The sequence below is a fragment of the Desulfoluna butyratoxydans genome (assembly GCF_900699765.1).
Lineage (GTDB): Bacteria > Desulfobacterota > Desulfobacteria > Desulfobacterales > Desulfolunaceae > Desulfoluna > Desulfoluna butyratoxydans.
Genome location: NZ_CAADHO010000001.1, coordinates 461979 through 482029, shown reverse-complemented (window position 1 = coordinate 482029; position 20051 = coordinate 461979). Strand labels below are relative to the sequence as shown.

Annotated in this window: 23 protein-coding genes; 2 read left to right on the top strand and 21 right to left on the bottom strand. The window is 54.2% G+C overall.

What is annotated here, in order from left to right:
• Positions 1-167: 167 nt before the first annotated feature.
• The 7 genes from rsgA to MSL71_RS02115 form a co-directional block, all read right to left on the bottom strand.
• The gene (gene rsgA / locus MSL71_RS02145; RefSeq protein WP_246317691.1) at positions 168-1226 is read right to left on the bottom strand and encodes a ribosome small subunit-dependent GTPase A; all 1059 of its coding nucleotides are present in this window, start codon (positions 1224-1226) and stop codon (positions 168-170) included.
• A 953-nt stretch (positions 1227-2179) separates the two neighbouring features.
• The gene (locus tag MSL71_RS02140; protein ID WP_180137020.1) at positions 2180-2614 is read right to left on the bottom strand and encodes a VOC family protein; all 435 of its coding nucleotides are present in this window, start codon (positions 2612-2614) and stop codon (positions 2180-2182) included.
• Between the two features lie 12 nt (positions 2615-2626).
• Complete coding sequence (locus tag MSL71_RS02135) at positions 2627-3058, bottom strand: GNAT family acetyltransferase (RefSeq protein ID WP_180137019.1); 432 nt, start codon at positions 3056-3058, stop codon at positions 2627-2629.
• Positions 3059-3115: 57 nt separating this feature from the next.
• Entirely contained in the window at positions 3116-3448 is a 333-nt protein-coding gene (locus tag MSL71_RS02130) for a hypothetical protein (RefSeq protein ID WP_180137018.1), read from the bottom strand.
• A 211-nt stretch (positions 3449-3659) separates the two neighbouring features.
• On the bottom strand, positions 3660-3929 hold the full coding sequence (locus MSL71_RS02125) for a hypothetical protein (RefSeq protein ID WP_180137017.1): 270 nt from the start codon (positions 3927-3929) through the stop codon (positions 3660-3662).
• A 378-nt stretch (positions 3930-4307) separates the two neighbouring features.
• Positions 4308-4922, bottom strand: coding sequence for an alpha/beta fold hydrolase (locus MSL71_RS02120; protein ID WP_180137016.1), 615 nt, complete (start codon positions 4920-4922; stop codon positions 4308-4310).
• Between the two features lie 114 nt (positions 4923-5036).
• A complete protein-coding gene (locus MSL71_RS02115) occupies positions 5037-5498 on the bottom strand; it encodes a GNAT family N-acetyltransferase (protein ID WP_180137015.1) in 462 nt (153 codons plus the stop codon).
• A 412-nt stretch (positions 5499-5910) separates the two neighbouring features.
• Between MSL71_RS02115 and MSL71_RS02110 the strand changes: the two genes are divergently transcribed.
• A complete protein-coding gene (locus MSL71_RS02110) occupies positions 5911-6732 on the top strand; it encodes a GNAT family N-acetyltransferase (protein ID WP_246317690.1) in 822 nt (273 codons plus the stop codon).
• Between the two features lie 299 nt (positions 6733-7031).
• On the opposite strand, the gene MSL71_RS02105 is transcribed toward MSL71_RS02110, so the two are convergent.
• The 14 genes from MSL71_RS02105 to MSL71_RS02040 form a co-directional block, all read right to left on the bottom strand.
• A complete protein-coding gene (locus tag MSL71_RS02105) occupies positions 7032-7670 on the bottom strand; it encodes an HAD family hydrolase (RefSeq protein WP_180137013.1) in 639 nt (212 codons plus the stop codon).
• Entirely contained in the window at positions 7667-8404 is a 738-nt protein-coding gene (locus tag MSL71_RS02100; protein WP_180137012.1) for an L-2-amino-thiazoline-4-carboxylic acid hydrolase, read from the bottom strand. The genes MSL71_RS02105 and MSL71_RS02100 overlap by 4 nt, the downstream gene beginning before the upstream one ends.
• Positions 8405-9149: 745 nt before the next feature.
• Entirely contained in the window at positions 9150-9560 is a 411-nt protein-coding gene (locus tag MSL71_RS02095) for a hypothetical protein (RefSeq protein ID WP_180137011.1), read from the bottom strand.
• Positions 9561-9625: 65 nt separating this feature from the next.
• Positions 9626-9823 (bottom strand): HAD family hydrolase, encoded by a 198-nt coding sequence (locus tag MSL71_RS02090; protein WP_180137010.1) that lies wholly within the window; start codon positions 9821-9823, stop codon positions 9626-9628.
• A gap of 10 nt (positions 9824-9833) precedes the next feature.
• Positions 9834-10370, bottom strand: coding sequence for an FxLYD domain-containing protein (locus MSL71_RS02085; RefSeq protein WP_180137009.1), 537 nt, complete (start codon positions 10368-10370; stop codon positions 9834-9836).
• A 119-nt stretch (positions 10371-10489) separates the two neighbouring features.
• The gene (locus MSL71_RS02080; RefSeq protein WP_180137008.1) at positions 10490-11191 is read right to left on the bottom strand and encodes a class I SAM-dependent methyltransferase; all 702 of its coding nucleotides are present in this window, start codon (positions 11189-11191) and stop codon (positions 10490-10492) included.
• A gap of 2 nt (positions 11192-11193) precedes the next feature.
• On the bottom strand, positions 11194-11688 hold the full coding sequence (locus MSL71_RS02075) for a PLDc N-terminal domain-containing protein (protein WP_180137007.1): 495 nt from the start codon (positions 11686-11688) through the stop codon (positions 11194-11196).
• A gap of 343 nt (positions 11689-12031) precedes the next feature.
• On the bottom strand, positions 12032-12427 hold the full coding sequence (locus MSL71_RS02070; RefSeq protein WP_180137006.1) for a VOC family protein: 396 nt from the start codon (positions 12425-12427) through the stop codon (positions 12032-12034).
• A gap of 470 nt (positions 12428-12897) precedes the next feature.
• Complete coding sequence (locus tag MSL71_RS02065) at positions 12898-13824, bottom strand: transposase (protein ID WP_218950924.1); 927 nt, start codon at positions 13822-13824, stop codon at positions 12898-12900.
• Positions 13825-14036: 212 nt separating this feature from the next.
• Positions 14037-14528, bottom strand: a complete 492-nt coding sequence (locus tag MSL71_RS02060; protein WP_218950923.1) for a nuclear transport factor 2 family protein — start codon at positions 14526-14528, stop codon at positions 14037-14039.
• A 374-nt stretch (positions 14529-14902) separates the two neighbouring features.
• Positions 14903-16351, bottom strand: a complete 1449-nt coding sequence (locus MSL71_RS02055) for a hypothetical protein (RefSeq protein ID WP_180137005.1) — start codon at positions 16349-16351, stop codon at positions 14903-14905.
• Positions 16352-16637: 286 nt separating this feature from the next.
• Complete coding sequence (locus MSL71_RS02050; RefSeq protein ID WP_180137004.1) at positions 16638-17315, bottom strand: flavodoxin family protein; 678 nt, start codon at positions 17313-17315, stop codon at positions 16638-16640.
• Between the two features lie 50 nt (positions 17316-17365).
• Positions 17366-17920, bottom strand: coding sequence for a GNAT family N-acetyltransferase (locus MSL71_RS02045; protein ID WP_180137003.1), 555 nt, complete (start codon positions 17918-17920; stop codon positions 17366-17368).
• Between the two features lie 136 nt (positions 17921-18056).
• On the bottom strand, positions 18057-19199 hold the full coding sequence (locus MSL71_RS02040) for a CaiB/BaiF CoA transferase family protein (RefSeq protein ID WP_180137002.1): 1143 nt from the start codon (positions 19197-19199) through the stop codon (positions 18057-18059).
• Positions 19200-19458: 259 nt separating this feature from the next.
• Between MSL71_RS02040 and MSL71_RS02035 the strand changes: the two genes are divergently transcribed.
• A complete protein-coding gene (locus MSL71_RS02035; RefSeq protein WP_180137001.1) occupies positions 19459-19803 on the top strand; it encodes a DsrE family protein in 345 nt (114 codons plus the stop codon).
• The last annotated feature ends 248 nt before the right edge of the window (positions 19804-20051 follow it).

Sequence of the window (20051 nt, the reverse complement as noted above, 5' to 3'; positions counted from 1 at the left end):
TTAGAAAAGTCGACTTGTCGGTAACTTAAGGCCGGCCGAAGTCGCTCGTCAGACCTGTTTGTCAAACTTTCTTGTCGGGCCGTAGCCCTTGGGCGAAGGCGGATTAAATGTTTGGCCCCCGGCAGGGCCGCCGGAGGCGCTTTTGAACTGAATTTAGGTACCACGTCTCATCGTTTGATCTGCCCCCTTTTTTTCATCTGCTTCATCTCCTGGGCCACCCATTGCCAGCGCTCTTTTTCAATGCGGTCCGCGCTTTTGGTCTGTCTGTCGGAGAGGTAGGCAAGCTCCCGTTTCTGCTTGAGGTAGCTCTCCAGCCGCTCGATGTCCAGTTCGCCGGTCCGGCAGGCTTCCCGTACCCTGCACCCGGGTTCCCCCGAATGGGAGCAGTCCGAGAACCGGCACTCGTTGGCCCAGGCCTCGATCTCCGGAAAGGCGCTGTCCGATCCGTCGTCCACATCCCAGAAGGCGATTTCACGAATGCCGGGGTTGTCGATGAGGGCGCCCCCTGTGGGAAGGCGGATGAGGTCCCGGGTGGTGGTGGTGTGGACCCCTTTGCCCACATGGCTGCTCACCTCCCGGGTGGCTTGGATCTCTTCCCCCGCCAGGCAGTTGACCAGGGTGGATTTGCCCGCCCCGGAAGAGCCCAGAAGGGCAACGGTCTGGCCTTTTCCCAGGTAGGGGGCAAGGGCGGCGATGCCATCCTTGTGAACCGATGAGACGGGGTGCACGGGAACGCCGAAGGCCACGGACCCCACCTCGAGAACAAAGGGCTCGGGCGAGTCGTGGAGATCGGCCTTGCTTAAGATAATCACCGGGGTGCATCCGCAGTTGTAGACGAGGGTGAGGTAGCGTTCGATGCGGCGCAGGTTAAAATCCCTGTCCAGGCCGCAGACGATAAAGACCCAGTCCAGGTTGGCGGCAATGATCTGGGTGCGGACGGGGGTGTTCTCTTTTTTGCCCTGCCGCCCGGCAGCCCCCCTTGAAAGGGCGTTTTTTCTGGGGAGCACCGAGGTGATCCTTCCGTCGGTGAGGTGGACCCAGTCCCCGGTGGCCGGAAAGAGCCCGTTTTCATCGGTTTGTTTGTAAAGTTTGCCCGAGGCGGTGGTCAGCGCTTCGGTCTCTCCGTCGCTGACAAGGAAAAAATTCTTCCGAACGCCTGTGACCCTGGCGGTTTTTTCTATGGGGCTTTGGTTGATGTCGGTCTGTTTGTGGTTGTTGATATCCAAGGGTTGTCCCTCCAAAGGGTCTGCACCTGCTTGACGGTGCAGCACATAAAAATCGTGGTGGGGAAGGGCACACCCCCATCCTTGGGATGACGGGTCGAAAGCCTTTCCTGTGTTGTCATGTCATTGATTTTCAGGTGGATACCGTTGCCGGTCCGGAGGGCACACATCTGGTGATGGCGTGCAACGAAAGGTGGGGCTTACGCAAACGCATGGAATGGGTCAAAAGGTGCCGGAGCCTTTGAGGGCCCTTGATGCGGCAGGTGTGACCCGCGTTGAGTCGACGGCCTGGACGGTAAGATAAACCGGGCCTTCGATGTGAGTCCTGTTCCAGTCGTTACCGGGCGGCAACGGGGGATACAAGCTCTTGGAATGTTCCGAACATAAAAAAAACTCCTTTCGGTGCCTGGCACCGTTACGGCCGTCAGGCCGGTGTATCGAATGTCCGATATGTATACCCGGAAAGGGGAGGTGTCAAGATAACGATCACAGGGCCAGCGCATGTACCCGGATATTTCATGAGAAAACAACTGGCCAAAAGGAAAAGTATATAATTTCGGCAGGCTATAATGAAAATGCTGGCTGTTTTGAAAGTGCAAAATGTAAATCAGCGTTTGCTGTTTGATTTTCTCACCCTTCGGGCGAGCCGGGTGCACTCATCTGCTGCGTTATCAGAGCTTTGAGGTAAAAAACTACATCTGCAGCTCTGATGCCTTGCACATGAGTGCACCCGACTCGTGAAATATTCGGGTGTAACAATTCAGTTGCCTCCGGCGGGTCGCTTTTTGAAAAAAGCTCCGCAAAAACGTTCCGGTGAAACATGAAAAGAAGAGGGGTTACGTAAGGTTGATGTGTATACCAAAAAAAACGAAACCTGTTTGTCGAACTTTTCAAAACGTTGGTCCCCGGCAGGGCCGCCGGAGGCAAATATCTAAATGCGTTGGCCCTGGTGACGGTCAGGCGTCGGGGACCTCAAGGGAGACATTGCCCTTGGCGTCCAGATGCCAGAACGGGTTGTGGGCGACCTCCCAGAGGTGGCCGTCCAGATCGGCAAAATAGCCTGAGTAGCCGCCCCAGAACACCTCCTGGGCAGGCTTGACGATGCGTGCCCCTGCCTGTTCAGCCCGTTTCAGGATGTCTTCCACCTCGGTCCGGGAGCGGGCGCAGTACGCAAGGGTTACGCCGGAAAATCCGGAGCCGCGGGCCGGAAGCCCGGCATCTTCGGCAAGGGCCTCCCAGGGGTAGAGGGCAAAGATCACCCCGTTGAGCTGAAAAAACCGGATCTGCTCCTCCGTAGACCCCACGGTCCAGCCCAGCCCTGTTTCGTAAAACCGCTGGGACCGGTCCAGGTTCGCAACGCCCAGTGTCACGACGCTCAATCGCTGGTCCATGGGACCTCCTTCTTATTTTGGCGGGGCACCGTCAGGTATCAGCCGTTTGCCGATGCAGACCACCGGGTCTTGTTTGTAGCCGCAGCCCTCGTAAAAGGAGATCACCGGCTCATTGGTGTCCCGGACCATGAGGTTGATCTTCGGGCACCCCAATTCCACAAGGCGCGATTCCACTTCCCGGAGGAGCGCCACCCCGAACCCTTTTTTCTGATGGCGGGGCAACACGGCCAGGTAGTTGACGGAGCCGCGGTGGCCGTCGTACCCGCCCATGGCCGAGGCCACGACATTGCCCTCCAGCTCGCCCACGAGAAACAGGTCGGCCTTGACGGCCAGTTTGCGCTCAATGTCTTTTTGCGGGTCGTTCCAGGGGACGGTGAGTCCGCATTCCTCCCAGAGGGCGATGACCTCCCGGGCGTCCGAGTCCGTAAAGCAACGTATGTTCATGCTGTGTCCTTTGCAAATAAGCAGAAAGGAGCCCGCTGCCAAGGGCTCCATGGCTTGTTATGACTCCGGGTTGCGTCGAAGGAGCTTGATCTCAAAATGATAGGTGTCGGTGGACGGGTCGTGGCTCACAAGCCTGCAGGAGGAGACATCCACCCACTTTTCAATGGCCAGGATGGTTTTCGGGTAAAACCGAATGTCGGAGTCAAAGCGGATGCCGTAGATCAGCTCGGTGTAGGGGAACCCCTCTTCAACATCTGCCCTGCCCAGAAAGCACACCTCCAACGGGGAGAGCGTCGGCGTTCGGCCCGTTTCATTGCGCTCCATGTCGATGACATGCTCAACGAACAGTTGCCTGTACCTGTCAAAGGCCTTGATGGGGTCCTGGGGCATGTCGGTGCCTCCGTTCAGTCCGAAATGGTTAAAGGGGCCTGAGCCCACGACGATAACTTGAAGTTTACTGCCCTTTTAGGGCTTTGGCAAGATTGACCTGGGGGGTGGGGAATACCGTGGGGAGTGGAGGGGTGGGGCAGGAGAGAGGATACAGCAGCACTAGGGGCAGGCGTGTTTTGCCTGCCCCTGGATCATGCTGTTGCTGGGTCGCCTACTTGGTTTTGTAGGGGCACTTTCTTTTCTCTTTTGCCTTGGCCGTGTACCAGCCGTCTTCCCACTCCATTTTCTGGCCGATGAGGTCGCAGTCGTCCTTTGTCCCTCCGGGTCCGTCTCCCCCTATTCCGTGGCCTTTTTTCTGGGCGTCAAAGCCATAATACCAGCAATCGCATCGTGATGAATCTTCCCTTACTGCCAGGGAAAAAACAGGTATCGCAACCAAAACCATGATGAGAATACCAACTTTAACGAGATGGCGTTTCATGTGCGGTCCTCCTGTTTGGTGACCCGTAGACCGGGTTCTGGGTACACGTGCATGGAAGTGTTGCTTGGTGATGAAATAAGGCAGGCTGTTGTTGATAATGTATATTTCACATACCATGGGGATGGAGGTCAAGTGCTTATTTTGTTTGGTGTTTCTTTTTGTGTTGTGTGGTTTGGAACTGTTGTGAAGCGTGGGGTCAGTTTCATGAAATCTGTCTCAATATGAAAAGGCGAGGAAAAGGGACGGCCCCAATGCCATGGGAGAGAAGCAGGCATTGAGGCCTTTTTTGAAACATCTCAAACTTTCGCCATAAGAGACTATAATAAAACGTTATGTATCTATTTTGGCCTTTAGCCGTTTTCTCATGAAATATCCGGGTCAGGCGGAAAAAGCACGGTTGATGAAGCTTACCAGGGCTTCAACCGCAGCCTCTTTATGCTCGTCGAATATCTGGGTGCCATGGCCGTCGCCAGGGTAGATGGCGAGGGTTTTGGGAGCGTTAAACAGGGTGAGCATGCGATGGTTGTCTGCTGCGCCGTCATCCCCCTCGGAGTTGACCAGCAGCTTGGGAACGGCGATGGCCTTTAACTCTTCGGCGGTGTAAAAAACGGACCCTTCATGCTCAATGGGCGCTGAAAGGGCTGCGACGCCCACGATCTTCTCGTCATGGGGACGTCTTGAGGCCACCTTGAGAGAGGCGACACCGCCCCTGCTCGCCCCGGCAAGGAGGAAGCGGGTGGCACCCATGGAAGCCACATGGGAGATGACCGCTTCAAGGATGTGGGACTGATCAAGGGAAAACCCCGGATAATCATAGGTCACCACCATGTGGGGGCCCGAGGCCAGGGCCTCTACCACGGGCTCCCACTCCCGCTGATCGTTGGTGTCCATGTTGGAGAGGATGACGGCCGTTGTGCCCGAACCATACAGGCTGCCCGAAACGGATGATGTGTTTGACGTGGACTGGCTGATGGAAATGGTCATGGGGGTCATGGTATCTGCCTCTCATTTTTGGCGTAAATCGCGGGTGAACTGTAAGGAAAGATGACAGGGCCGCTTTTGTTATGCCCCGTCATCTTGATGTCAACATGCCGGTGATGGCGCAGGTCAATTCACGTTGCAGACCATGGGCACAAAGACGATGCCGCTTTTTTCCTGCTGCGGGCCTGTGGGGGTGAAGCCGAGTTTTTCATAGGCTGCACGGGCATAGGTCGACGAGTTGACCGTGACCTCCGACAGCTCAGGGTTCATGCTTCGGCACGCTTCCAGGGCGATGCGAAACAGCTCCCTGGCGATTCCCTGGCCGCGGCGTCCCACAAAGAGCAGGGAGACATGGCTGTAGGCGACCATCTCGATAACCCCCACCATGTCGCCTTCGTGCTCTGCAACCACCGCCACCTGGCCTGTGTCGGACCTGGCTGCCATGGCCTCCGGTGAGGCGTATTTGAAAAATTCTCCGATGCCCTCGGGGCTGTATCCGGGGGCCACCAATTCGTTGAAGACTGTTTCAACAAGGGCGCAGGCACGGTGCTCGTCGCCCTTTTTCATGATTCTGTAACGTATGTCCATGGTCATTTCCGTGTTGGCTAGGTCCGCAGCCCCTGCGGCCGGGAAGCGGCACAAGGGCGTGATCGTGTGAAAGAAAAAGTGGAAGACAGCGTAGGCATGTTTGAGCTATTTGGCAAGTTTTTCCTGGGGGATGAAGGAGAAATGGTAAACAGGAAAGAGTGAGCAGGGCATGGTGCATGACAGAAGGGTGTCGGTGGTACTCTGGGGAGACTTTTTTGCTTCTTTTTCCCGGCCGTCTTTCTTTTCACTGTGCTTGTCTTCTCTTTCTTGCGTAAATAGCTAAAAAATATATAGTTACACGAGGGCTTCGGGTGCGAACGGAGGCCGTTCGGATCGTTGCCGTATGGGCAGGTAAACGGAAACACATGAGGGAGGGGGGCGTATGTCTTCAGCAAGGTTTGCCGTCAGGACCATGACTCGACGAGATATGGATATGGCCGTTGCGTGGGCGGCCATGGAGGGGTGGAACCCGGGAATACACGATGCCGAGAGTTTTTTTGCGGCGGATTCCAACGGCTTTTTTATCGGAGAAGTGGACCGGGAGCCGGTGGCCACCCTTTCAGCCGTCTCTTATGGGGACAGGTTCGGGTTCCTTGGCTTTTATATTGTCAAGCCGGAACACCGCGGGAAAGGGTTCGGTATGCAGATATGGAATGCCGGACTGGGCTGGCTCCAGGGACGGAACGTGGGGCTGGACGGCGTGGTTGCCCAGCAGGACAACTATAAAAAGTCCGGCTTTAAGCTGGCGTATCGGAATGTTCGGTACGAGGGGCGCGGCGGGGGACACCTCTCCGCAGACGGCGGACTTCAGCCCCTTACCGCGCTGCCGTTTCAAGCGATAGAGGCCTATGACCGTCCCTTTTTTCCTGAAGAGCGCTCCCGGTTTCTCAGTGCCTGGATTTTTCAGCCCCAGAGCACGGCCCTGGGGGTGGTGAAAAATGGCTCCATTGAAGGGTACGGAGTCATTCGGCCCTGCCAGCGAGGGTTTAAGATTGGCCCCCTCATGGCGGACACGCCCGAGGTGGCGGAGACCCTTTTTCTTGCGTTGAAAGCCGGGGTGCCGCCTTCGGAGCCCGTATATCTCGATGTCCCGGAGGTAAACCGCGAGGCCGTGGCCCTTGCAACCCGCCACCAAATGGATGTCGTCTTTGAGACCGCGCGGATGTACACAGGGGATGCCCCGGAGATCTCCCTGGACCGGCTGTACGGCGTCACCTCCTTTGAACTGGGATGACTCGTGGGGGGCCACTTCTATCCCGGATATGTCATGAGAAAATGATCAGGCCAAGTCCATAGATCCTCAAGCGCCATGTGCTCATCCGAGCCATGGAGAGAATTCACCCAGTCGAGATAGGGCTGTTGAGGCTTGATGATGACTTGTCGATTGATGGAAAACATATGTCCTCGGTATTGATGCTTAGCATTGGTATTTCATGGGTTGAGGCCGGTTGGCTCGCCCGGAGAGACTAAAAAACAGGCCGAAAACGGTTTGTTGCAGTTTGTGTGTTAACACTTGTAAGGGCAGGCTTTTGACTAAATGCCGATAAGCGACAACACGGATTCGGCATCCCTGAAATGGTCCACCTGTTTGGTGTGGCAGAGGCCGTTGCCCACGAGGATAAACTGGTAGTCGAGTTTTCTGCTCGCTTCTTTGTCCCAGGGCCCGTCACCGAAATAGGTTCTGGTGGTAAATTCAGAGTGCCTGCAGCGGGACTCGGCGGTCTGCATGACCCGGGTCCGCTCCACGTGGTCGGAGCAGGAGGCAAAGGCCACGTCCGACGGATCGAATCCGGCTGACCGGAGCTTGGCCTTTGCCGTCTCTTCCCAACCGCCCGTGGCAAGGGCGATCTCCACATCATCCCGTGTCCGCAGCAGGTCCAAAAAGTCCACGGCCCCGTCCACCTCCCGGACTGGCGAACTCTTCAGGTGGGAGGCCACCAGGTGGGTGAACTCCTCTCTGACCTGCCGGTGAAGGGTCGCCCGGTTTTCATGGAGCCCTTCCATGGTAAGGAATTCATCCAGAATGCCCGCGTCCGTGATGTGGGTGTATTGCGTCCAGTCTGTGTTCAGCTCCACCCCGGTTACTTTTTTGACGGCCTGGAGGTAGCATTCCGCGTCAAACCCGCACGATTGGATGAGGGTGCCGTCGATATCAAACATAATGAGGTTCACGCTTCAGTTCCTTTGCAACTGTATCCGTTGCTTCGTTCAAACCGAAAATCACACGTGTGTGAGCCGGTGGGGAGGGTGCCCCGTCGGGTAAAGGTAAAGTTGAGCCGGTCGCCCATCTTGGGATACACGACGTTGTCGATTCTGCACCAGGGAAAGCTCCAGGCGGGGTTGCCGTAAGCTTTGGCAACCTCATGGATAACACAGAAATGGATGTGAAAGGAGAGGGCGTTTTTTGTGTCCTCGATGATCTCCGTGTGGTGGAGCCCTTCCTCAACCGCTGCCTGGACCTGGGCCTTGGTGTACTCGGCAAAGGATCGGAAGCTGTCATCACAAGCCTTGAGGTCGCTTACCGGAACCGCAAAAAGGTTGACGGCCGAGCCTGTTTTCAGCAGCGCCGCCTCTGTCCGTTCGTGGATATCCGTCACCAGGTCCCTGGCCTTTTCCATGCCGAACCGTTCATCCAATACCTTCATCAGGGCGATGAAGTCAAAGGTCGACTCAATGACCGCCCGGGGTGCGCCTCTTTTTTCCAGGGCGAGCCAGTCAGCCTGTTTCATGTGCTTCACTTCGTCGCGCCACCGGTAGAGCACCTTGGGAATGCCCCTGATTCCTACCTCGCGGCGCAAGACGCCCAAGATCTGGCAGAACATCTTTTTTTCGATCTTTTGGAACTCAGGGCCTGCAAGGGAGTCCACGAGCCCGTTGCCGTAATTTGCCATGTGTTCAATATTCATGGGTGCCTCCTTTCATTCCGGGGTTAAGAAGAAACACGCCTGGGATGGGGAGCAACTGCCTGGGTCATGCAAACGATTTGTCTAACCCGGATATTTCTTGAGAAAACGATGGGGGTAGATAAATAATTCATGATTGCAAGAGTTTACTTGGGAAGGCTTAGACGTTTGAAAAATGCAAAATGTTATTCAACATTTTCTGGTCGCATTTTTCACCCTTCGTGAAATATCCGGGCTAAGAAAACGGCTGTGGTGAAAACCAACAGCGTAAACAAGGTGTGCTGTGTCGGCTCAAAGCCGGGTCACCCGAAGAGCCCTGTAAGCTCTGGGGAGACCAGAAAGCAGGCGGGGCCAGGAAGGTGGGTCGCCCAGTCGATGGGAACTCGGTGTACCGGGTGTGCATGGTAACGAGGTCCTGGGGGACCAGTTTCAGTGATGAGAGGGTGGGGCGTGAGGTGAATTTGTCGCTGGCTGAAGTCACACAAGGCCTTCGGGGTCATTCGGGCTGGTGGCTGGTCACTGGAGCGAGCCCGAGGGTATGATGGCCTTGTTTTGAGCGGGGTGCCGATGAGCGGGGGGCTGGTTTTGGAGTCGGTTTATAAAACAGAGCCGATAACACAGTCTACCGGTTTTCTGCTCATAGGGCAAATGATCATATATTTCAGGCTGTCATGGGTGCGGTGTTATCCATGCCTTTACATAAACCTCGCAAGTGATGCCACCAAGAGGGGGGGCTTGCAGGCTCAGGCTAAGAACAGACCGGAATGTACCACTTGGGTTTCATGCGGCCAAAGTCGCGGCGTGTGTTGTGTTTGAGCCCCTTTTTGGAATCAAGGACAACGGACCCTGTGTGTTGCCTGGCAAAGACCACCCAGTGCCAGAACGGCTTGCCGTCTTCCATACGCCATTTGATGGCCAGCAGTGCCTTGTCCGGCAGCTCCTCCCAACCGGTAAAGGGGATTTCAGCCTGTTCCACCGGTACCCCCAGTTCAGAGAGGAGCTGTCTGACATGCCCTGTCTGAGACCATAATGCCTTGTCGCCTGCTAAAATTCCCATGCGGTTGGCGATTGTTCTGCACTCCTGATAGCCGATACCCGCCAGAGCCGCACAGGCAGCAATGCCGCATCCTGTTGTCTCTTCTTGAATGACTGGTTTCATTTTTTTTCCATGCCGGCCTTGGTGCTGAGAGTCGTATGTTTAATCATATGACGTCTTCTGTGTCTTTAAAAACGATACTGGAGAACCTCAGCCAGATCTTTCAGGACAATGTGCCCAAGGGCCAGGAGGTCCTCCGTGGGCTGTGTCATATCGGGAATCTGCACCACGGTCATCCCGGCCGATACGGCGGATTTGACGCCATTGCCTGAGTCTTCCAGGGCAAGGCAATCGGGCGGGGACACGTTGAGCCTGGTTGCCGCCATGGTCTGCACTTTAGATTTTAAACTCCTTTGCCGAGGAAAGGTGGATTTCGACTCGGTTTGACCGCCTTTCGGACACCTCTTCGTCGGTTGCTTGAATAGTTCCCAGGGAACGCTTAATGCTGAAATTATGGGACTCGCCCGGCTGCAGGATCTTGATATTGCTGAGCCAGGTGTTGTCCTGGACGTCAATGAGATTATCCTGTGCATCATAAAATGAGACATTCAGCATGATTTCATTCAGGGGTTGGTTCGAATCGTTGGTAATGGTTGCCACCAGTTTTTCTTTGGTGGGCCAATCGGAGAACGTGTAGTTGACGTTGCTGAAATTGACGTTTTCTTTGATAGCGAGGAATGATCCTATCTCATCAGATTTGTTTTCATCGAGGGTGTGAAAGGCGTTGGAGATGGCGTTAATGGTTTGTGAGGTGAGTTTTGAAATTGCATACTGCGCGGTCAGAGCCGTAAAAACAGGCCAGATGGACAGGGCAATGGCTACGACGATGATGGGACTGTTGAGCAACTTCCAGAGTTTTTTGAGCAAATTCATTGGGGCTCCTTTGAAGAGAGGTGTATGAGGGGGAGTCAGGTAAATGGGGGGGGACGGGTAATAGATACCCCGAACCTTTCGGTGGTTCGGGTACGGTGGGTGTTTTTTGCGGAATGGTGTCATATATGTGTCAGCCGGGCCAGAAATTCTCCATTTTTTGTTTTCTCCAGCCTTTCCGTGTTCCATCCGCAGTCTGAGGCCTTCTCTGACAAGGTGCCGAAATCCACGTGCAGCCAGCGCATCCAGGGGCCGGACTGGCCTTTGAATGAGAGGCGGAATTCTAGTTCTCCCGGGTAGCCAGGGCTGTCGGTGGCCCCCTGGCTCAGGGAGTCGTCCACGGAGTTGGCGAGCAGCTGGCCTCCGGGGGCAAGAAGGGAGGTGCATGTGCTCAGCAATACGGGGATCCGGCTGATGGTTTCGCAGATGCCGATGGTGTGCCCCAGCATGAGGATGGTGTCGAAGGCCTCTTCCGGCATCTCGAAAAAATCGCATTGCCTGATGTCTGTTATCCCGCGTTCTGAAAGGATCTCAACGGCCTGGGGGTTGACCTCCACGGCCGTGACCTTATGTCCTGATTCCTGAAGCGTCACCGCATGGACCCCACCTCCGGCGCCCACGACCAGGATCCGGCCGCGGCACCACGGGAGAACCTTTTCCGTGGGGTAGAACGCCTCCGGGTTTCGGAAAAATTCGGAAACCGGGATGGAGGCCACGCGCCCGGATCTGTATTCATGGTCGAGCCGGGCACCCCTGTCCCCCCGCCAGTAGGCAAGGAGGGCGTTCCCAAAGGGCTCAAGGGCTGAAATATTGCGAGTTTTCATCGTTATTCCCTCAGTTTTTCCTGAAGGTTTTGAAGGTTCTCAGGAAGAGTCCCATTATTGATGGTGCGATATTTGTGTATGAATGTCATGGCGTTTGCATGATCATTGTTGTGGAAATATGAGTAACAGAGCCCTTCAATGATGTGTAAATCACGGGCATATACACCTTTCAGGGACTCTTTTAGAAGTTCGATGGATGCTTCGAACTGCCCTGTTTGAAAGTAGGCTCTGGCAAGTGCCAGGCGATTGTTGACGTTGTCCGTCAATTCAAGTTGTCTCTTCAACTCGTTGATGCCCGGCAACTTTTTGGGTTTTTTCGCTTTTATAATGTTTCTCTTCATCTGTATTTCAGGGAGGTACTCGACGAAAAAATAGATGAGGGAACCGATAACAGGGAAAAAGAGAATGATGAAAATCCAACCGTATCTGCCTGACTTTCCGGCATGAACGCCAAGGTAAATCTGAATGAGAATTTCTACAACACCCATAACCGGCATGGCTGTTTCCTTCCCCAAAGGCATTGAGAGACGAGGCTGAAGCGCATTGTAGCCCGCATAATTCATGAGAAAACCATCGAATCAAAACAATGATGTTTTATCACTGTTCAGCTTATGCATCTGCTTGCCCTGGCGGGGCTAAACTTTAAAAAAGTAGAACAAACAGGGCATAAAAAATACGTTTGAATGAATGTCGTTTAAAGGCGGGTGTGATTTGTCCCGAGGAACGAGGGGCAAAACGCATCCGCTACCTGCTTTCAAGGTGGCACACCTTGCCGCCGGAGGCTGTTATTTGGAGTTGAATGGGTACGATGTAAAGGCCTCATTAGACAAGATACAGGGCTTAGGCCTGGTCTTTGTGCTCAATGAGATTAAAGCTGACCCCTTGCGGATCCTTTACGACGCAGAAACGACCCACGTTGGGAATGTCCGTGGGCGGAAGAACAATCTCTCCGCCGAGTTCCTCGGCCTGTTTTGCCGACAGCTCGACATCGTCAACCGAAAGATAAGGGTCCCAGCAGGGGGCAACATCATCGGGGACGTTGCCCTCCTTGAGCATCATCCCTCCCACAAAGGCACCATCTTTAAAGGCCGTGAGGTATCGGTTTCCGTAGATCGTTTTGGTCTCGGCAAAGCGCCACCCAAACAGGTTGCCATAAAACGCTTTGGCAGCTTCCAGGTCGGTTGTGATGAGCTCGTTCAGGCTGAAAAAGCCGTGTTTCTTAGACGGGTCCGTCATGGTCTGTCACCGATTCATTTTTCAGGTTGGTCACGGGCTGATCCGCTTGCCCTTTGGGCCTTCGACCTCAGCCGGGGGGGGACGCCAAAAGACAGGTCACATGGTCTCGGGGGCCATGGTGCGTGTGTCGCATGCCCGGCATGGGGATACGGACAACCCTGCGCCGGTTTATCTTCTTTGACTTACAGCGGTTTAGCATAAGGAGAGATTGGAGGCAAGGGAGTAAAAGGGACAGGCTCTTTATGCAACACTGAAAGCATAACAGAGCCATGGACCCTGCACATCATGCACGTCATGAACATGAAGTCGAGGTTTGCGTTGCTTGAATCTTGGGAAAGGGGGTTGAAACGCTAACGGGTCAGGGGGTGGGGACAAATCGGGCACAGCTCATCCCGTGGGCTTTGGGGGAGGCCTTCAGGATGCCTAATGTACCAATGTTTTGTCAGGCTCTGTTGCGTCAGTGTCCGGGTTCAGAGCTCTGCCAGACGTTTCAGGGAATACATCCCCTCAACGCCTTTAACTCGCTTTGGAATTTTATCCCGGGTTCCATGAAAATGGGCCTTGAATGTCTGGTAATGTGTCTCCACAAAAGCCCGGGATCCGATAATTCCAGAATCTGTAAAGTATCGTGATCTGTACCGGAAACGTCTCACGCGGTTCATTTCGAACCCTTCTGCGGTCTCTTCCTTCAGCACCTTTTGGGATATGCTTGCTTTGCCACTTTTTTCGATGGCTCCCAAGTGATACAGGTATTTCCGGTACGTTTTGAGCCTCATCAATGGCGTTTCCACTGCCTCATCAGGCATCCCAAAATCCGATGAAAGAAATCTGTCCCTGTTGCCGGTCTGGGCATGGTACCCGATGGAACTCCAGCGGTAATCTTCCGGTCGTTTCACAATACCGGCTCGAACGGCATTTAAATCGATATATGCGAGACAATGGATCAACGTGTTTCCCTGCTCAACAATCACGCTCTTGAATCGTTCTCCCCAGAGGGTTCCCTTTCGCTTTTTACGTTTGTTGTAAAAGCACGAAAACCGTTGTTTGATGTCCTTGACGTAAGCCGACAGGCTGCAGAACCTTTCTCGATATTCTCCCAACCGTGCTTCCGGAAACGCTGCATTCTGACCATAAAGGTGCTTGAATCGCCTTCGCACTTCCTCATCGGAGAGCATGGCGCCGGGACTTACCTCGATCAGCAGGTGAAAATGGTTGCCCATGATGGCAAATCCCAGCACATCTACACAGTAGACCTTTGAAAATTTTTGGATGATTCGCATCAGCTCCTCTTTTTCGATATCCCCAAAGGGAAGACCGTCCAAAGCGGTTCTGCTGATAACATGATACGCGGCTTTTTGTCCTGGATCCGTAACGACAAAACGTGGAATTCGCGGCACGACACCCTCCTTCCTGGCTTTGCGGAGTATGAGGTTTAAGATGACTTGGGACTATATGGAATATTGTATTATTTGGATATGATAAAGATGAAATTAACTTATTCACGGAATGTGTCACATGTCCAGCACAAAACACAAAACATAAAGAGCCTGTCCCCATCCGAATCCGAATTTGAATCAGATAAGCCGACATGAACATGAAATGCCCCGGTTCAGAATGCCTTTTTCCATTGCTCGGTGTCTATGAACCACCGCTCTTCGTAGATTTTGTCGCCTTGGAACTTGAACAGGACGGATAGTTGGGATCCTGCAATTTTTTGGGATTTCCATTCAAGGATTGAGACGACTTCGCCTTCTCCTTCCAGCTGGCGCAGCCCCGTGATTTCAAATCCTGGTGGAAGAATCTCTCCAAGGTGATCCAGCGCCGTACGGAACGCCTCTCGCCCTTTGAGGGTATCGGTCTGGCCCGGCATGATGAATGTCATATCTTTTACGTAATCTGCCACCAAGGCATCATAATTTCCGCTGCCGACCGCATCCCAGCCTCGTTGTACGATATCTGCTAAACGCATGGTTTTGTCCTCTTTTTCAGAAGCCACCTGAAAATAGACGTTTCGCCTGCGTAAATCGAAAACCGGGTGGGGGGCTGGCATGAAAAGGGATGAGTCATCCGCATGGCGGCGGTCCTGTCCGTCTTGCGTCATAGAGATTGAAACCGATGAACACGCTGTCTGTTTTGAGATGGCTTGTGGTGTCCTTGTGTGCAATGCTTTCGCCGAACGCATCAAATACCCGATAACCTGATGGTAACAAGGCTCATTGCGAAGCGGCGAACATTTCGTCATCTTTTGGTTTGTGAACACCCGACACGGGCGTGCATCTCAGAGGGGGCCAGACGTATTGACAGGTCTCCATAAGAGATGCGAAATGTTCCAATGAAACAATAAATTAGCATGCCTGATGGAGCCGGACAAGGGGAGCGTCCGGCCTGTCCGGCAAGCGATATGTGTCGCCGGGGGGGAGAGCTGGGTATATACAGAGCCTGTCTTTAAAAAACACTCCCGGAGCCCTTGGAATATCAGTGCAACCCGGTGATGCGCACGACGCCACTTAACGTGCCTTGCCAGTAAACACCATCCTGGCCGATGTTTCCCGCCATCTGCAAGGTGTCCCCGAATAGCCCGAAGTGGATTTTTTCGCTTTTATCCAGAACCTCGCCGGTATGGAAATCAACGACAGAGAAATAATAACTGTCAACGCCGGTTGTGTTGGGCCCTTCCGATGGCGCCCGGCGTTCGATGGTGTAGATCAGCTCGTCGGCTGTTGATAACTTCGGAACAGCGGCAGAGCGAAGGTTGTTTTCCCAGATGACACAGCATGCCTCGCATGGCTCGTCACAGTCATTGATATCAATACGTACCATGCCGCCGGGAAAATCGGCTTTCTTGGGAACAGAGTCTCCGGCCCCTTCCGGATATTTGGGGTAGGGGTAGCCGTATGTGGATGCAACAATCACTGTATTGTTGATGCCGATGGCTGAGTTTTCCGTCCCGGAATTAAGGGGTGGGGTAAACAGCGATTTGCGGCAAAGCAGATGGCCGTCCTCGGTGTCGCGCACTATAAGGGAAATGCCGCTGTCTGCGTTGTCCGTTATCATGACGTAGTCCGTCCCGGTCATCGGGCCGAAAAATGTGGGCGTGGCGCCGCTGCCGTGGCTTAACTGGCCCGGCTTGCGAGCCGTACCCGCATCGTATCCATGACGCCAGGCAATATGCGGCTGGTTGGCCGTGTCTTGCCATAACACATAAAGAGCCTTGCTGGTTACGATGGCTGCCCTGCCGCATGAGGTTGTGGAAAAGGAATTGTCAATGCGTTCGTCATCGGCAAGTTTTAACCAAGACGTTGACCCTTCTGCCGTATCATATATGCCGACCACGGAGTGTTGGGTGGCGAACCAGATCGTTCCGGCTGTGCCGGGGCTGATGCTCACCACCGAGTCACAGTCACTGCCTCCGCAATGCCCTGTGACAGCAGAAGATATGGTGGCGGTTTCATCAATTGCCAGTGACCATGTGGGGCCATGAAGACCATTCGTCTTTTCAGCTTTAATGCGGATGATCCGTTGGCGTCCGTCCACCATGACCAGGCGGTCCTGACTATCAAGAAACGCGTAAACACCCCCCAGCAGGCTGCCTGCCTCCAATGAAAGTTTCGCCAGTTCCTTGCCGTTACGTTGCTTGAGCAAGCGGGCTACGGGGTGTCTCATGATGTGGTCGGTGCTGAGGACAAAGGGTTTGCCATCGGTTCGTATCAGTACGGTTGGACAGGCAGCCGAGAGGAAGATTTTCGATGACTCCACACCCGAAGAGCCTGGGCCGGGAAGCGGTGTGGTGTCGGATGAGGCAGTATCTCCATGCATGCTGTCGGCACCCTCCATACCGGCATGACAGGGTGTTCCGCAAAGAGGTCCGGCAGTAATAAAGCTGAGAAGAACAACCGTCAAAACACAGGTATTGATCTGTTTCATGTGTACCCTCCTTTTTGCTTTACCCGGATAATCCGTGGGAAAACGGTCTGCCCAAATCAGCGGTGGATTATTGCCGTTGGTTTTATAAGAAACATACGGGTGCTTCAAAATACAATCCAGGAGCACTCCATTTCTCTTCAGCGTTGCCAGGATTTTCAGGTAGATCACATCCTTTGCAGCTCTGCTGCCTTGACTATGGGGCGCGCGTTTGTGACATGTCCGGGTTGGGTGGTTGTGGATGGCGCGTTATTTTTGCGCCGTTACGGTGAATGGGGGGGACGAAAGGTTAGATGCAGGCTTTGCTTGAATGTCGTGAGGTCTCCTGCTCAATTTTGTTACAAAATGATGTTAACTCTTGTCTTCCGTAATCGCTGTCAACGGTAAAGGAGCGAAGGGGGCGCCGGAGAACAAGTTGGGAAAACAGCCTGAAAATCCCGATTAAGTGAAGTTCATGGTAATTGCTGGAAAGCCCCAAGGTCGAGACAAGTGATCCTCCGGCGTTTTGAATTTGCCGGTTCATGGGGGTGAAGATAAAATCAAGCTCAAATCTTTTCAGGGGCGGCCCCCCAAAGGTGGCAAAGGCACTTACGGGCTTGTGTTGAAGTCCCTTGATCTTTTTGAGGTATCGCGCAATGGGGTAGGATGTGTAAGCCCATTTGGGGCCGCCTATACAAACATGATCAAACCCTGACACATCCGGAAACATCGGTGGATGAATATCGTCTTCCGGCTGATGGTAGATGTTGAGCCACCAATGGTAAAAAGAGGCGCTGATCAAAGAGAGACCAACCAGAGGGTATTGGTGGATCTGCCGGAAAAGAAGGCTCCAGCAGCTTTTTTCGCTTTCAACCTCAAGGAAATCCCGTGCGACAGCATGGCCGCGTGATGAGAGCTCATGGGCAATGCGTTCTGCAAGCTTTTCGGTACAACCGGTTCGGGAATAGCAGACAATCAAGATGTTCATGATGCCTCTGACGTGCAGTGAATGCGTTTGTTTTTACCACATGGCCCCTGTTATGGTTTCGTACCAAAATATCGGTCCTTTGTGAATGCATAGACCCATTCGTTTGCATAAAATTCCGACCCGTTTGGAACGTGGCGGAGGGTTTTTACGTATCTCATCCCGATTTTTTCCAAAACCCGTATGGAGGCGATGTTTTGCGGTTTGACGCCTGCAACGATCTCTTCCATGTGTACGCCGGAAAAGCCATAATCCAGAACAGCAGATGCCGCTTCGGTTATGAGGCCTTTGTTCCAGTATACCGGCGTCAGCCCATAAAAGATTTCTGTTTTACAGGGCTCCGGCTCAAAGGGCTGCAACCCGCACCACCCTATGATTTCACAGGTCTCTTTCAGGTGGATCGACAGGTTTGTTCCGGTAAAACCAGTCTCCATGTTGTCCTGGTCTCTTTTGATGAACCACTTGATGATGGCCTCAATATCTTTGAGGAACGGTACATCCTCCGGAAGATAGGCATAAATCTCAGGGTATTGAAGCGCTTTTGCAAATGCCTCTGCATAGTCAAGGCGAAAGGGCTTTAATTCCAGTCTGTCTGTTTCGATATACAAAGATACATTCCTTTTGAACGATTTCGCTATGCCGACGCCGAACGGAAGGTGGGGGGCTGCCCTACACAATGCGTTATGCGTTCAACATAAAGAGCCTGTCCCCTGCTATACTGCTAATTTACAATTCCCGATTCCTTCAGGTGACGCCCGCTTCTTTAAAGGTTTGGATCTCTTCCGGGGTGTAGCCCAGCTCCGTGAGCAATGTGTCTGTGTTCTTTCCAAAGGAGAAGGGGGCGGTGCGGATGCTCCCGGGTGTTTCGCTGAGTTTGACGGGAACGCCAATGGTCTTTGCGGGCTTCCCGTTGCGGTTTCGAGATTCCACCACCATCTCTCGTTCCCGGAACAGTCTGCTGTCCATGGCCTCGGAGAGGGAACTCACCGGGCTCCAGCAGAGGTCCATGGCGTTGAATCGCTCAGACCAGTGGGCCAGTGATTTGGACTTGATGAGGTCGCCCACGGCCTGGATGATCTCTTCCCGTCTGTTGTCGTCGAACTGCAGGGCCTCAAAGCGCTCCAGGCCCGTGGCGCGGCAGAAGGCGACCCAGAACTTGGGCTCCAAGGCGCCCAGGGCGACGAATTTTCCGTCGGCGGTTTCGTAGGTGTTGTAAAAGGCGTAACGGTGGGAGAGGAGGGTGTCGCAGCGCGCGGGCTCTTTGCCTGTCTCCTGGCTGATGTTGAGGGCCAGGTGCATGAGGGCCAAGGTGCCGTCGGTGATGGAGATGTCGATGAACTGGCCCCGGCCGGTGCGCTCCCGGTGGAAGAGGGCCAGAAGGATCCCGGAAACAGCGCTTAAGCTGCCTCCGGCGATGTCGGCCACCTGCAACCCGGGGACATGGGGGGCTTCTCTGGACCCCATGAGGTCCAGGGCCCCTGCTGCGCTCAGGTAGTTGATGTCGTGGCCCGGCGTGTCGCGCAGGGGGCCGGTCTGGCCGTAGCCGGTGATGGAGCAGTAGACAATGCCGGGGTTGACCGCTTTGACGTGGTCGTATCCCACACCCAGGCGATCTGTGACGCCGGGTCGGAAGCCCTCTACGATGACATCGGCCCGGGCGGCCAGCTTCAGGAAGATGGCTCTGCCTGTGTCGGACTTCAGGTCGAGGCCCATGTGCTCTTTGTTGCGGTTGATGAGGTCCGGAAAGGCTCCCTGGGAGGCGTAGCGCGGATTTTCAAGGGCGATGACCCGTGCGCCGTGATCGGCGAGCATCATGGTGCACCAGGGGCCGGGAAGGAGTCGGGACAGGTCGAGGACGGTGATGCCGGACAGTGCGCCGGTGGTCATGGGCTCTCCTTGTACGATTTATTCGGAGCGTAAAATCCGAGATCCGTCACCTGCTTTATGGTAGACTATGGGCACAGGGGACAAACGGGGATGCACATGATTCGGGTACGGCTCGGTGATGGGGCTTTACTGCCCGGGCGGGCCGATCCGGTATTTCGTAACGTTGACTGTAGACGAATGCATCCCATGCCACAACACATTATTTTACGACAATCCGGGGGGAGCGTACCCCCTGGGGTGTTCAGCGAAAGGGGAGCTTATGAAAGTCGTATTGCATCTGGATTCCGATAAGGAGAGGCGCCTTCGCCTGACGTTAAACAACATGAAGAACCTTCTGGCGGCCGTGGAGGGGCGTCCCATCGAAGGGGCCATTGTGGTGAACGGCCCCGGGGCACAGCAGGTGACGGCGAGCATGGACATGGAGCTTTCGGAGCTGGTGACCCGGCTGGCGAATCAGGGCATTGTCTTTTTTGTCTGCAACAACTCACTGACCCAGTTCGGTCTTACCCCTGAGGTGCTCCATCCGGCCTTTAAGGTGACCCGGGCCGGTGTGCTTAAGCTGGTGGAACTCCAGCGGGACGGCTACGCGTACGTGAAACCTTAGAGAGCCACGCAGAGGCACTTTTTGTGGGGAGAACCTGTTTTTTGAAGGGATCGTGCGAAACGGCGATAAACAGGTGTTTATTCTATTTGTTACAGGAGGTTGAGCTCCGGTGTGAGCGTCGGGGGAGAACCGGTTCTATCGCCGCGAAATAATGCGTACGAACAAAAACACCCGGGGCTGTTGAATGCTCAGGGTGTTTTGCGTTGTGGCGAGGATTGTGGTACGTTCGCGCGTATTATATATTGTAT

What these genes read in the sequence shown, in the direction of transcription:
- MSL71_RS02140 (WP_180137020.1), bottom strand. Translation starts at nt 2,614, where the DNA reads ATGGACCAGCGATTGAGCGTCGTGACACTGGGCGTTGCGAACCTGGAC.
- MSL71_RS02135 (WP_180137019.1), bottom strand. Translation starts at nt 3,058, where the DNA reads ATGAACATACGTTGCTTTACGGACTCGGACGCCCGGGAGGTCATCGCC.
- MSL71_RS02130 (WP_180137018.1), bottom strand. Translation starts at nt 3,448, where the DNA reads ATGCCCCAGGACCCCATCAAGGCCTTTGACAGGTACAGGCAACTGTTC.
- MSL71_RS02125 (WP_180137017.1), bottom strand. Translation starts at nt 3,929, where the DNA reads ATGAAACGCCATCTCGTTAAAGTTGGTATTCTCATCATGGTTTTGGTT.
- MSL71_RS02120 (WP_180137016.1), bottom strand. Translation starts at nt 4,922, where the DNA reads ATGACCCCCATGACCATTTCCATCAGCCAGTCCACGTCAAACACATCA.
- MSL71_RS02115 (WP_180137015.1), bottom strand. Translation starts at nt 5,498, where the DNA reads ATGGACATACGTTACAGAATCATGAAAAAGGGCGACGAGCACCGTGCC.
- MSL71_RS02110 (WP_246317690.1), top strand. Translation starts at nt 5,911, where the DNA reads ATGACTCGACGAGATATGGATATGGCCGTTGCGTGGGCGGCCATGGAG.
- MSL71_RS02100 (WP_180137012.1), bottom strand. Translation starts at nt 8,404, where the DNA reads ATGAATATTGAACACATGGCAAATTACGGCAACGGGCTCGTGGACTCC.
- MSL71_RS02095 (WP_180137011.1), bottom strand. Translation starts at nt 9,560, where the DNA reads ATGAAACCAGTCATTCAAGAAGAGACAACAGGATGCGGCATTGCTGCC.
- MSL71_RS02090 (WP_180137010.1), bottom strand. Translation starts at nt 9,823, where the DNA reads ATGGCGGCAACCAGGCTCAACGTGTCCCCGCCCGATTGCCTTGCCCTG.
- MSL71_RS02085 (WP_180137009.1), bottom strand. Translation starts at nt 10,370, where the DNA reads ATGAATTTGCTCAAAAAACTCTGGAAGTTGCTCAACAGTCCCATCATC.
- MSL71_RS02080 (WP_180137008.1), bottom strand. Translation starts at nt 11,191, where the DNA reads ATGAAAACTCGCAATATTTCAGCCCTTGAGCCCTTTGGGAACGCCCTC.
- MSL71_RS02075 (WP_180137007.1), bottom strand. Translation starts at nt 11,688, where the DNA reads ATGCCGGTTATGGGTGTTGTAGAAATTCTCATTCAGATTTACCTTGGC.
- MSL71_RS02070 (WP_180137006.1), bottom strand. Translation starts at nt 12,427, where the DNA reads ATGACGGACCCGTCTAAGAAACACGGCTTTTTCAGCCTGAACGAGCTC.
- MSL71_RS02060 (WP_218950923.1), bottom strand. Translation starts at nt 14,528, where the DNA reads ATGACGCAAGACGGACAGGACCGCCGCCATGCGGATGACTCATCCCTT.
- MSL71_RS02055 (WP_180137005.1), bottom strand. Translation starts at nt 16,351, where the DNA reads ATGAAACAGATCAATACCTGTGTTTTGACGGTTGTTCTTCTCAGCTTT.
- MSL71_RS02050 (WP_180137004.1), bottom strand. Translation starts at nt 17,315, where the DNA reads ATGAACATCTTGATTGTCTGCTATTCCCGAACCGGTTGTACCGAAAAG.
- MSL71_RS02040 (WP_180137002.1), bottom strand. Translation starts at nt 19,199, where the DNA reads ATGACCACCGGCGCACTGTCCGGCATCACCGTCCTCGACCTGTCCCGA.
- MSL71_RS02035 (WP_180137001.1), top strand. Translation starts at nt 19,459, where the DNA reads ATGAAAGTCGTATTGCATCTGGATTCCGATAAGGAGAGGCGCCTTCGC.